At 52.5% G+C, this 11,799-nt stretch carries 14 protein-coding genes; 8 read left to right on the top strand and 6 right to left on the bottom strand.

Annotation, left to right across the window (positions count from 1 at the left end; all coding sequences use genetic code 11):
* Positions 1 to 5 precede the first annotated feature (5 nt).
* Entirely contained in the window at positions 6 to 326 is a 321-nt protein-coding gene (locus QRN46_RS01895) for a hypothetical protein (RefSeq protein ID WP_234420583.1), read from the bottom strand.
* A 298-nt stretch (positions 327 to 624) separates the two neighbouring features.
* Between QRN46_RS01895 and QRN46_RS01890 the strand changes: the two genes are divergently transcribed.
* The 6 genes from QRN46_RS01890 (at position 625) to QRN46_RS01865 (ending at position 5,050) form a co-directional block, all read left to right on the top strand.
* The gene (locus QRN46_RS01890; protein ID WP_285354231.1) at positions 625 to 849 is read left to right on the top strand and encodes an MATE family efflux transporter; all 225 of its coding nucleotides are present in this window, start codon (positions 625 to 627) and stop codon (positions 847 to 849) included.
* 29 nt (positions 850 to 878) lie between these two features.
* Positions 879 to 1,244, top strand: coding sequence for a hypothetical protein (locus QRN46_RS01885; RefSeq protein ID WP_285354213.1), 366 nt, complete (start codon positions 879 to 881; stop codon positions 1,242 to 1,244).
* 278 nt (positions 1,245 to 1,522) lie between these two features.
* Positions 1,523 to 2,374, top strand: coding sequence for a hypothetical protein (locus tag QRN46_RS01880; protein ID WP_234420585.1), 852 nt, complete (start codon positions 1,523 to 1,525; stop codon positions 2,372 to 2,374).
* Positions 2,371 to 3,207 carry an inositol monophosphatase family protein gene (locus QRN46_RS01875; protein WP_285354212.1) on the top strand — a complete coding sequence of 279 codons (837 nt, stop codon included), beginning with the start codon at positions 2,371 to 2,373 and terminating at the stop codon, positions 3,205 to 3,207. Before QRN46_RS01880 ends, QRN46_RS01875 begins: the two co-directional genes overlap by 4 nt.
* 23 nt (positions 3,208 to 3,230) lie before the next feature.
* The gene (locus QRN46_RS01870; protein WP_285354211.1) at positions 3,231 to 4,367 is read left to right on the top strand and encodes a radical SAM protein; all 1,137 of its coding nucleotides are present in this window, start codon (positions 3,231 to 3,233) and stop codon (positions 4,365 to 4,367) included.
* Complete coding sequence (locus QRN46_RS01865; RefSeq protein ID WP_285354210.1) at positions 4,364 to 5,050, top strand: dTMP kinase; 687 nt, start codon at positions 4,364 to 4,366, stop codon at positions 5,048 to 5,050. Before QRN46_RS01870 ends, QRN46_RS01865 begins: the two co-directional genes overlap by 4 nt.
* A gap of 75 nt (positions 5,051 to 5,125) precedes the next feature.
* Here QRN46_RS01865 and QRN46_RS01860 read toward each other — a convergent pair whose 3' ends face one another.
* The 3 genes from QRN46_RS01860 to QRN46_RS01850 form a co-directional block, all read right to left on the bottom strand.
* On the bottom strand, positions 5,126 to 5,614 hold the full coding sequence (locus QRN46_RS01860) for a GNAT family N-acetyltransferase (RefSeq protein WP_285354209.1): 489 nt from the start codon (positions 5,612 to 5,614) through the stop codon (positions 5,126 to 5,128).
* A gap of 317 nt (positions 5,615 to 5,931) precedes the next feature.
* Positions 5,932 to 6,426: a GyrI-like domain-containing protein gene (locus tag QRN46_RS01855; protein WP_285354208.1), complete on the bottom strand. Its 495-nt coding sequence runs from the start codon at positions 6,424 to 6,426 to the stop codon at positions 5,932 to 5,934.
* Positions 6,427 to 6,494: 68 nt separating this feature from the next.
* Positions 6,495 to 7,157: a LysE family translocator gene (locus tag QRN46_RS01850; protein ID WP_285354207.1), complete on the bottom strand. Its 663-nt coding sequence runs from the start codon at positions 7,155 to 7,157 to the stop codon at positions 6,495 to 6,497.
* A gap of 139 nt (positions 7,158 to 7,296) precedes the next feature.
* Between QRN46_RS01850 and alaC the strand changes: the two genes are divergently transcribed.
* On the top strand, positions 7,297 to 8,505 hold the full coding sequence (gene alaC / locus QRN46_RS01845; protein WP_201816119.1) for an alanine transaminase: 1,209 nt from the start codon (positions 7,297 to 7,299) through the stop codon (positions 8,503 to 8,505).
* A 76-nt stretch (positions 8,506 to 8,581) separates the two neighbouring features.
* On the opposite strand, the gene QRN46_RS01840 is transcribed toward alaC, so the two are convergent.
* Both QRN46_RS01840 and QRN46_RS01835 read right to left on the bottom strand, forming a co-directional pair.
* Entirely contained in the window at positions 8,582 to 9,934 is a 1,353-nt protein-coding gene (locus tag QRN46_RS01840) for a GntP family permease (RefSeq protein WP_285354206.1), read from the bottom strand.
* An 83-nt stretch (positions 9,935 to 10,017) separates the two neighbouring features.
* On the bottom strand, positions 10,018 to 10,551 hold the full coding sequence (locus tag QRN46_RS01835; protein ID WP_011335582.1) for a gluconokinase: 534 nt from the start codon (positions 10,549 to 10,551) through the stop codon (positions 10,018 to 10,020).
* Between the two features lie 216 nt (positions 10,552 to 10,767).
* On the opposite strand from QRN46_RS01835, the gene gntR reads away from it, so the two are divergent.
* Positions 10,768 to 11,799 (top strand): HTH-type transcriptional regulator GntR, encoded by a 1,032-nt coding sequence (gene gntR, locus QRN46_RS01830; RefSeq protein ID WP_039766142.1) that lies wholly within the window; start codon positions 10,768 to 10,770, stop codon positions 11,797 to 11,799.

Raw genomic sequence — 11,799 nt, 5'->3', positions numbered from 1 at the left:
CTGATCTACTTTTCCTTCGCTGGCCATTTTATTGTTGACTCACTTGATTCCGCTTCATTTGCCTTGGCATCAATATCATTTATTACTGTCATCGGTATCGGATTTTTTTCTCCAACACTGATTAAGATAGCAGGATCAAATGATCTGAACACAAACAACATAAAATCCGAAATAACAATATCACTCAGGCTTTCGATTTTATTTGGAGTCTTGATCATATGTATAATTTTTTTTGTGCACAAAATCGCACTCACGCCAATCACAAACCTAACCAACACGGAAGACATCCAAGCACTGTTGCTGATATCCCTATCAATTCCAGCCATATATCTACAGGTTACAATATTCAATTTTTTTAATGGAGTTCAAAAAACACACTATGAAGTAATTTATACGTGGACATTTAATATTTGCCTCACTTCCGCCTGCATAGTCTTGATTAACACGAACTCGGCAATCACGCTACCTGACTTCATACTCATATATTCTTGCTTACGATGTGCTTTCGCAACTCTCGCACTCTTCTACTTCAACTCTAAAATCCACCTTTACATCAACAACTCTCAAAAATCCATACAAATACCGAAAGAACAGTATCTTAAGTATATAGCTCGAGGCTTGCCAATGGCCTTATGCTTTGGAGGTGAAAGCTTTCTATTTTTCATCTTATCATTCATTTCAAAAAACTTAGGTGAAAACAATTTATCCGCCTACCAAGCATCACTACACTTTATAAGCATCATATATATGATATCAATTGGAATAGGGAATGCGACGGGGCTTATCGCCGCCCGTCACTTTACCAGGAGGGATTTAGGTTCACTAAAAAAACTTATATCCAAGGTCTAAAATCAGGCCTGTTAACACTAGCGCCCTTTTTGCTAGCCAGTGTCCTTTGGAAAGAAAACATTTCCATGACCTATACATCAGATTCAACGATCAGGAAACTAATTGAAACCAATACTCTTTACTCGATTCCTTTTTTAACTTTTGAGTTCGTCTATGTTTTAACCAGGACGATTTTGAGAAGCATGGACGATTTCTGGGCTCCCACACTTTTAACCATTCTGACGTTGAACACTTTTGGCATCGCCCTTTGCGCAATTCTTCTAAATTTTTACCGCAACATACATTCTATATTTATAACCTTAACAATCTGTTCATTCATTCTGATGCTGACAATGTTTTGGCGATTAACATTTTTATTGAAAATACACAGCAGCCAGCCAATAGGTAAACTTTAGATACTTGATCGCGTTTTTACTAATTGACAACGCAAGTTAAAACACCTAACCGATTGCATTTTCGTGAGACTCCAAACATGAATCACGCTAGCGCGTTACCTTTGTTCTACAACTCGCACTTAAATTCCACGACCATTATTAGCGAACATCACGCATGGAGAACTCTGACCGGTTTACAAACCAGTGATTATTACGCTTACCGCAAAGCGCTAATGAGCGGGTGCCATCTCCAGAGAGCCTCCTTTGAACTCCGCCATCCGGAAGTCATGGTTTGCGACTTGAGCAACCTCGACCCAATTTATGATGGCATGTCAGACGAAGAGGTAATACGAATATGGGAGTACTTAAACTCAAGGACAACCCAATTACAATCATCTGACATTTGCAAGATAAAGGGAGATGGTCTCTCACCAGAACTAGCCGTTTCAGGACCTTCCAAAACCAAACTATTAGATTTCAAGAGCGACCTGATTAAAGAAGCACTCGCGACATCCCACCAGCCCTTCTCCTGCGTAAAGCCAACGAATAGGGGCCTTACAAAAACCAGACTGCTAATAGATACTGATAATGAAACCTTGGATTTCCACAATAAATTCTGCGCTTTCTACAGCAAATACATTTCTTATGAACACTGGGATAGCAGTCTTGCTCTCAATACCAGATACATCTATGACGACCACTCTATCTGGCTGAAAATCAAAAACATATCAAAAAATAAGCTCTTTTTATTGTCAGCCGGCCTACCGCTTGCACTTGGATATTTGGCAGCTACCAAAGATACAGATATATTTTTCTCTGAAATTCATCGCCAAAATGACCCGAGCCTTTTAACTAGAGATGAAAATTTTCTAGACATATTCCCTCATACAACTTCGTCGAATGATTCATGGCTGATTATAGACAAGGCCTATACCGGTGGAAGCCTCAGGCAAGCGGCGAACATGATCAGAAAGAAACTTGGTTATAATTTCGAAGTTAAAACACTAGCACTTTTCCCCAAAACGTTCAGCGCCTTTATGAGTGCAGACTACGCCGTTTACGCAGGAAAACTATTCGACGTAAAAGTCTACGCATCTAAACTCAACCGGAAAAACTGGCATACGCAATTAATATCTGAGAAGTCGGTATGAGAGCTCTATTCAAGCGCGAATACATTCCAGAACTGGAAGTAAGTCTTTATGAAGCCAGAAAGCAGTTGCGGCGCTATTGGGCCGGCACATTGTCCAGCCTTCCAGATTTTAACAAAACCAATGCAGACCAGCATTTCAACCAAACACAATACGACATAGATTGCCAGAACATACTCTTTAGTTACCTGTCAAAATCTCGTATCAAAATGACAATTTACTCAGAAGAAAGCACTTCACCAATAAAACTTGGAGACCAAGGTGACCTTTACGCTCTTATTGACCCCCTAGATGGCACACACAATGCGCTTATGGGTTTCCCGAACTACACATCTAGTGTTGCCATCTATCATGGTAATGAGTACGTATTTGGATGGATTTACGACATCTCTAGAGATTTAGTCTATACCGCTTCACTTGGTGAAGGAGCGTATCTTCAGTCCGCAATAATTGTAAAACGGTTAAACACACGAAAAACCGAATCATTAGAACAAATGCGACTTTCATTTCACCGTCCTCGTGGCAGTAAAGAAAGACATAAAATAGAACGGCTTTTATGGTCAGCGGACAAAGTTCGTGTTTACTCTTGCTCTTCGCTGGAAATCTGCCTGATTGCTGCTGGGGTTCTTGATGCGTTTATTGATATCGGCTCACCTGGACATGAGAGAAGCTGTGATATTGCGGCGGCAGAACTTATTTTGAGAGAGTCAGGCGGAGCATTATTCGATGAAAAAGGTCACTCAAGGCATTGCTTACCGCCATCCATAGAAGCCCTGAAGGATAATGGAACATTGATTGCTTTATCTTCAGAAGATCTAATAAAAATATTTTTGTAGTGCAATTAACTGGAAGCCGAATCATGCTATTCGATACAGTAAAATTGAAACTCGCCCTACTGGCTAACGGCGTTAATTTCAGCCGGGATTTCTTAGAGCATTTCCAAACAGAGGTGAATCATATTGAAAAAAGACGTGCATACGGAACAGGTGACAGCGTCATAATCAACCCAACGATCCGAACCCCACAAGAAATTGTTCTTGATGGCGATATCATTACTGCCGCCAACTACAACCCACACTCAAAATACAAAATCATCTTAGAGCGAAACGCTCCCGCACTAAGCCACAATAAAAACATCATTAAAATTACTTTTCCAGCCAGGCCTAAATCTTACGGAAAAATTTTAAGTAATGGCGAGTTATTTGAAAAACATCTGACTATATACGGAAACTCTACGCTTGGAATTTTCTCCCCCGGCCATTGCTACTACTTCAATGACGGTCATGAATGTAAATTTTGCTCTCTGGGTTCAGCTCGAGAAAGCCTGTCAGATCATAGAATGCGAATTAAAGGTGACATTGCTGGAGAAGCAGTAGCGATGGCTGTCAAAGATGAGAGTAGCCGATACCGTAGGGTATTATTAAACGGAGGTACAATCCGTAACTACGACAAAGGGTATGGGATGCATATCGATTTGCTGAATAGAGTAAAAGAAAAGAATGCGCATAACCACTTGGACTACCACTTGATTTCTATGCCGCCCAAAGACTTCCGACTTTTCGAAAAATTCAAGACTGTCGGCAATAATATGTCAATGAGCTTGGAAGTATTCGACCCTGGCCTTTTTTCAGAAGTGTGCCCAGGCAAATCTCGTGACTACACTCGGGATCGGTTCCTCGAAGCTTTTGAAGCCGCTGTAGAAACTCTCGGGCGCGGCAACGTATATGCCGGATTCGTTGCCGGAATGGAGCCATTAGAGTCAATCATAGAGGGTATCGAATACTTTGGTCAGATGGGCGTAGTTCCAGCAGTGGCAGCATTTCACCCAGATGCTGGCTCGCAATACAGTGCGAGAGAACGACCTTCCGTAAAATTTCTGAGTGCAATTGGTAAAAAGATGTCAGAAATTTATCAAAGAGAAGGATTTCGACCATTGATAGAGGGTAGCGGTAGAAACTCTCTAGATACTGAGGCTTACCTAGGAGCTTTCGCATGAACTACACCTCTGAGCAAGGAATATTTATCACATTTGAAGGAACGGATGGTGCAGGAAAGTCGACTATCGCAAGAGCAACATACGAAATCCTCTCACAATCGAATATAGATTTGCACTACGTCGACAAAAACCGCCCACCCGTTTCTTCAGGATATACCGAATTCCACATGTCACGACTCCGGGAAGTTCTTTGGGACTATCCGGACAACGCCCCTCTTGAGCAATTAGGCGACAAACACTGGATGAGCCTTATAACCGCATGGTTTCAAGCGACAGACCATGCTGCTATATCTCCGATAGTTAGCTCTGGCAAAAATTGCATCGCAGATGGCTGGTACCACAAATACCTAGCGCGCTTCTTGCTTAAAAGTACAGATTTAGCAGAAGAAGCCCTAACAGTATTCTCAACAATTAGAAAGCCAGACTTCGTGATTTTTCTCGATGTTGACCCGGCTCTCGCGGCACAAAGAAAGGGATCGTTCCGTCTTAGCGAGAGCGGAGCTTATGACGGTGGCAATGAGGATCGCCTTAAAAGTTTCATTGCATATCAGAACCGAGTCCGATCCAGTTATGAGCGCTGTGGTTTGGCAAATTGGGTGGTGATTGACACCACCGATTTAAGTGAAGAGGCAGTACTTGATAGAGCGGTAGGCGCGGTACAAAAAATCCTCATTAAAAACTAGAAATCCCGCCTGCCCGGGTGAGTGCATGACACGTACAAATGAGTAACCAATCTCCCACAGGGGTTTAGCGTTAGCTCACAGAGTGAAGATCATCTCGTGCCACGCCATCCCGCCGTGGTCGGACTCGGACGGTTTGATGTAGGCAAAACCGAATCCGGCGTAGAGCGGGATGTGCCGTTCCTTGCACATCAGGTGAATCGTCGCCTTGCCCTGCTCGCGCATGCGCTCGATGAATTCCCCCAGCAGGCGCTTGGCCAGACCCAGGCCCTGATTATCCGGATGTACCACCACCGACATGATCACCACGTTCGGCCCGGCCGGGTCGTGGCCGATCAGCTCCTTGAACGCCTCGTCGGACATCTGCACGTCAAACGCTGCGCCGGAGTTGATGAAGCCGGCCACCTGCCCGCCCACCTCGGCGACGATGAAACCGTCCGGCCAGGTGGCGATGCGCGTGGCAATCTTCTCGCGGGTCGCGGCTTCGTCACCTTCATAGGCGAGGGTTTCGATGGCGTAGCAGCGGTCCAGGTCGGCGGCGGTGACGTGGCGGATGAGGGTGTTCATGGCGGCTCGAAATCAGTAGAAACAAGGCCGCCAAGGATAAAGGAATAAGGTGTTCATATCGATCCGCACGGGGGGCGTAAAGCCTGCGTATAAGCGCTTTTCTTCGGAATCGAGACGGTCTATTTCTGACGCCTGTCTCTGATCACCCGAGGGGGGAACCGTTTATGAGCAGCGTGGAAATCGGTTTGTTGATGGTGTTGGGCATCAGCTTCTTCGGCTTCATTACCCTGGGCATTGATCTGTTGCGGGCACGACGGATCAAGGGCAAATAAAGCCCGACCGGCAGCGCGAAGCGGGTTCGCGCTGCCGGTCAGCAATCAGGTTTTCTTTTCCACCGGGACGCAGATTTCCAGTTTTCCGGTATTGAGCTTCGGATTGAAATCGGCGCTGTAGCGTTCCAGCTCCGGGGCGTTGAGGCCCTTGTATTCGGAGGCTGGCAGCCAGGTTTTGTAGATGTAATCAATGGTCTGCGGCAACTGATCCAGCGAACCCTTGTGTTCGAACACCGCGTACTGGCGCGGGAGGATTTCGATCCACGGATACTTCTCCTGCGGGAAGTCATCCAGCTTGCGGATTTCGACCCCGGCCATGTAATCGAAACCACCGTTGCCGTCGAAATTGCTGCAAACGCCGTAGGTCACTTCGCCCTTCTGCCCCGGAATATGTCCGATGTGCGGGATCAGTTTTTCCCACAGTGCAGAGATGTCCTGAACGGTCTCTTTGGTGAAGCGATCGCGAAATCCTGCAATCAGCAGGAAGTGTCCATGTTCGAAGCGAGGTTCAGCCACTTCGACGCGTTTTTGCTCATCCATGACTCGACTCCTTGAACGAAAAAAGTGGGTTCGGCTGGGAGTATAGAAGCCAAACCCGATTCGCACATTTACAGCGTATGCAGGGCCTCGGCGGCGCCCGAGCCGACGAACTCGTTATAACCGGATACGATCACGTAGACCGCGAAATAGCAGAAGATCGCTGCAGATGCCATGTAGGAATAGCGCAGCAGTTTGTCGCCCAGCAACTTGCCGCCATGGCTCGCGGCGAAGCACAGGCCTGCCGACCACAACAGCCCGGCGCACAGGAAGCCGCCGAGAAACAGCGTCGAGCTCAAAGGACCGCCGCCACCGGAGCGGGCGATCAACGTGCCGCCCACGGCCGCGAACCAGAGGATGGCGCTCGGCGACGACATGGCCAGAAAAATCCCACGAAAGAATTCCTTGCGATGGGAGTTCTGGCCCACTTCGGCGGTCGCCGCCAATTGCGCTTCGTGGTGGATCGCCGAATAGATCATCTTCGCCGCGAAGTAGATCAACAGCGCCGAACCGCCGATCCACAGCACCCAGCGCACGGTTTCGTATTGCAGCAGAACGGTCATTCCGGCCAGCGCCAGCACCGCGTAGATCAGGTCGCCGACGCAGGTGCCGAGGCCTAGTGCGAAGCCCTGAAAATAGCCGCGCTGCATCGCCAGGGTGATCATCGCGATGTTGGCCACGCCGATGTCCAGGCACAGCGAAAGGCTCAGCAAGAAGCCGCTGGTGAATTCCATTAACCGATTTCCTTGGGAAAAATTTGTTTACAAAGGCGCTGGACAGTCTGCCATCGCTGCCCTTATCGTCCGCCACAGGTCACCGCAGTGACCAGCGTCGCTCGGACGGTTCCGGGCGCTTACGTTATCCGAGGCAACAATGGCTGAACAAGGTTCGCCGCGCCGCTTTGCGCGCATTGATCGACTCCCCCCTTACGTTTTCAACATCACCGCCGAGCTGAAGATGGCTGCCCGACGTCGCGGCGAAGACATCATCGACTTGAGCATGGGCAACCCCGACGGCGCCACGCCGCCGCACATCGTTGAAAAACTGGTGCAGGTTGCACAACGCGAAGACACCCACGGTTACTCCACGTCCAAGGGCATTCCGCGCCTGCGCCGGGCGATTTCCAACTGGTACAAGGAACGCTACGAGGTCGAGATCGACCCGGAAAGCGAAGCCATCGTCACCATCGGTTCCAAGGAAGGCCTGGCGCACCTGATGCTGGCGACCCTGGATCAGGGCGACACCGTGCTGGTGCCGAACCCGAGCTACCCGATTCACATCTACGGTGCCGTGATTGCCGGCGCCCAGGTGCGGTCGGTGCCGCTGGTGCCGGGCGTGGACTTCTTCGCCGAGCTGGAGCGGGCGATTCGCGGCTCGATCCCGAAACCGAAGATGATGATCCTCGGCTTCCCGTCGAACCCGACCGCGCAGTGCGTGGAGCTCGACTTCTTCGAACGGGTGATCGCCCTCGCCAAACAGTACGACGTGCTGGTGGTGCACGACCTGGCTTACGCCGACATCGTCTACGACGGCTGGAAAGCCCCGTCGATCATGCAGGTGCCGGGCGCCAAGGACATTGCGGTGGAGTTCTTCACCCTGTCCAAGAGCTACAACATGGCGGGCTGGCGCATCGGCTTCATGGTCGGCAACCCGGAACTGGTCAGCGCCCTGGCGCGGATCAAGAGCTACCACGACTACGGCACCTTTACCCCGCTGCAGGTGGCCGCGATTGCTGCGCTGGAAGGTGATCAGCAGTGCGTGCGCGACATCGCCGAGCAATATCGCCAGCGCCGCAATGTGCTGGTCAAAGGCCTGCATGAACTGGGCTGGATGGTCGAGAACCCGAAAGCCTCGATGTACGTGTGGGCGAAGATTCCCGAAGCCTACGCGCACCTCGGCTCGCTGGAGTTCGCCAAGAAGTTGCTGGCCGAGGCCAAGGTCTGCGTCTCGCCAGGTGTCGGCTTTGGCGAGTACGGCGACGATCACGTGCGCTTCGCGCTGATCGAAAACCAGGACCGAATTCGCCAGGCGGTACGCGGGATTCGCGGAATGTTCCGGGCGGATGCTCTGGGCACCAAGTAACTCGCGAATTGCACCCACAAAAAAACCGCATCACTGCGGTTTTTTTGTGTCTGCATCTTCTTGAACGAAGAGAGTCTTAAACGAACAGCGACAACAACAGAATAAAGCCCAGCCCCACCACCGACAGGATGGTTTCCATCGCAGTCCAGGTCTTGAAGGTCTCGGCCACGGTCATGTTGAAGTACTGCTTCACCAGCCAGAAACCGGCGTCGTTGACGTGGGACAGGATCAGCGAACCGGCACCGGTGGCCAGCACCAGCAGCTCACGGTTCACGCCCGGGATCATCCCCACCACCGGCACCACGATGCCCGCGCCAGTGATGGTCGCCACAGTAGCCGAACCCGTCGCGATGCGGATCACCGCCGCCACCAGCCACGCCAGCAGGATCGGCGAGATCTGCGCGCTGACCGCCATGTGGCCGATCACGTCGCCCACGCCGCTGGTCACCAGCATCTGCTTGAAGCCACCGCCGGCACCGATGATCAGGATGATCGCGGCAGTCGGCGCCAGGCTCGCATCCAGCCATTTGAGCATCTGCTGAGAACCGATGCCCTGCTTGTAGCCGAAGGTGTACAGCGACAGCAGCAATGCCAGCAGCAATGCCGAGATCGGGTGACCGATCATGTCCATCCAGGTGCGGAAGAAATGACCGTCCGGCAGGGCCACGTCAGCGAAGGTTTTCAGCAACATCAGGAACACCGGCAGCAGCACGGTGACCAGGGTGATGCTGAAGCTCGGCAGGTTGGCCGAATCGTTTTCACGGGCCAGTTGATCGACCAGTTCCTGGTTCGGCGTACCGGGAATGTGCTTGGCGATGAACGTACCGAAGATCGGGCCGGCGATGATGGCGGTCGGCAGCGCGACGATCAGACCGTAGAGAATGGTCTTGCCGATGTCGGCACCGAACACGCCGATGGCCAGCAGCGGACCCGGGTGCGGCGGCACCAGGCCGTGCACGGCGGACAGGCCGGCGAGCAGCGGGATACCGATCTTGATGATCGACACACCGGTGCGGCGAGCGACGATGAACACCAGCGGAATCAGCAGCACGAAGCCGATTTCGAAGAACAGCGGAATGCCCACCAGGAACGCGGCGAACATCATCGCCCACTGCACCTTGTCCTTGCCGAACGCGCGGATCAGGGTCTGGGCGATCTGATCGGCACCGCCGGATTCGGCCATCATCTTGCCGAGCATCGTACCCAGGGCGAGGATGATGCCGACGAAACCGAGCACGCCACCGAAGCCGTCCTGGAACGCCTTGATGATGGTGCCGATCGGCATGCCGGACGTCAGGCCGAGGAACGCAGCGGCGATGGTCAGGGCAATGAAGGGGTGAATCTTGAACTTGGTGATCAGGACGATGAGTCCGATCACCGTAACCACTGCATCGAGCAGCAGGTAGGCGTCATGGGACATGCCAAACATGAGGGGGTGTCTCCTGGTTTGTTGTTGTTATTAAAGCGGGTTAATCAGAAGTCGAAAGGACAGCGCTGTCTTCACAATCACACTCATACCGCCTGTTTCAGACCATGGGCCTGCCACCAGACGTGGGCTTGCGCCGCCAGTTCTTCAACGCTGTGGATCGAAGCATTCAGGGCCAGGGTCAGCGGCTCGCCCTTGGGCGACTCGAGGGTGGCGAACTGGCTTTCGATCAGGGTGGCCGGCATGAAGTGGCCCGGACGGTGGGACACACGTTCGGCGGCCACTTCAGGCGTCAATTCGAGGAACACGAAGCCCAGGCCCGGCAAGGCGCTGCGCAGCACTTCGCGATAACTGTGCTTGAGGGCCGAGCAAGTCAGCACCGGACGTTCGCCCAGGGCATCGACGCGACGCAGTTCGTCGCACAGGCTGTCGAGCCAGCCGGCACGGTCTTCGTCGTTCAGGGGGATCCCCGCGCTCATCTTTTCGATGTTCGCGGCCGGATGGAAAGTATCGCCTTCAATGGCAGTGGCGCCGCTCAATTGGCACAGGGCCTCGCTGACGCACGTCTTGCCGCAACCGGCAACGCCCATGATGACCAGGGCGGTGATGGGATGATTCATGTAACACCTCAGCGCGCAGACAGCGCTACCTTTGCTAGCTATGACTCTAGTGCACAGGCAGAAGTTGCCGACGCCTTCTTGTCGTTTTTTTGGGTTGCAGCAGGTTTTGTCCGTACGCCAAAAAGCGAGGATCAGGCAGGACCTCGCTTACGCATTTGCAGCTGCATAAGGACAGCGCTACCTTAGTGCCTTGATTTTTGTTTGGCAAGCCGCCCGATGACCACCCCTAAAAACGATAAAAACACCCGCACCACCGGCCGTCCCACCCTTAATGAAGTCGCCCGTCTGGCCGGCGTCAGCCCGATTACCGCCTCCCGCGCCCTGCGTGGGGTCAGCACGGTCGCCACCGAATTGGTGGAAAAAGTCCAGAAAGCCGCGCTGGAACTCAACTATGTGGTTAACCCCGCCGCCCGCGCTCTGGCCTCGGCCCAGAGCCATTCGGTGGTGGTTCTGGTGCCTTCGCTGTCCAACTTGCTGTTCATCGACACCCTGGAAGCCATTCATCGGGTACTGACGCCCAAAGGTTTCGAGGTGCTGATCGGCAACTTCCACTATTCCCGCGATGAAGAAGAAAACCTGCTGCGCAACTACATGGCCTATCAGCCACGCGGCTTGCTGCTGACCGGCTTTGACCGCACCGAAAGTTCGCGGCGGATGATCGAGGCCAGCAATATTCCCTGCGTGTACATGATGGAACTGGACAGCGCCGCCGGGGTGAACTGTGTCGGCTTCTCCCAGCTCAGCGCCGGGGAAACGGCTGCCGAACATTTGCTGTCCCGTGGCCGCAAGCGTCTGGCGTACATCGGCGCGCAACTCGATCAGCGCACCCTGCTGCGCGGTGAAGGCTTTCGCAAGGCGTTGCAGAAGGCCGGTCGCTACGACCCGGATCTGGAAGTGCTGACCCCGCGTTCATCGTCCGTGGGCCTGGGTGGCGAGTTGTTCCTGCAATTGCTGGCGGCGCATCCGGATGTCGATGCGATCTTCTTCGGCAACGACGACCTGGCTCAGGGCGCCTTGCTCGAAGCGCTGCGCAACGGGATCAGGATCCCCGAGCAAGTAGCGATCCTCGGCTTCAACGACCTGCCGATGTCGGAGCACATGGTGCCGCGCCTGAGCAGCATCAATACGCCCCGCGAAGCGATCGGCAAGCGTGCGGCGGAGCAGATGCTGACACTGATGGCCGGCAACAGTGTGGCGCGGCCGGTCGAAGACATGGGCTTCGAGCTGAAGATTCGCGAGAGCACCTGA

It is taken from the genome of Pseudomonas sp. lyk4-R2A-10, from assembly GCF_030209075.1.
Lineage (GTDB): Bacteria > Pseudomonadota > Gammaproteobacteria > Pseudomonadales > Pseudomonadaceae > Aquipseudomonas > Aquipseudomonas glycinae.
Note: the sequence above shows the minus strand (reverse complement) of the source record. Positions and strands in the feature narration are given on the sequence as shown.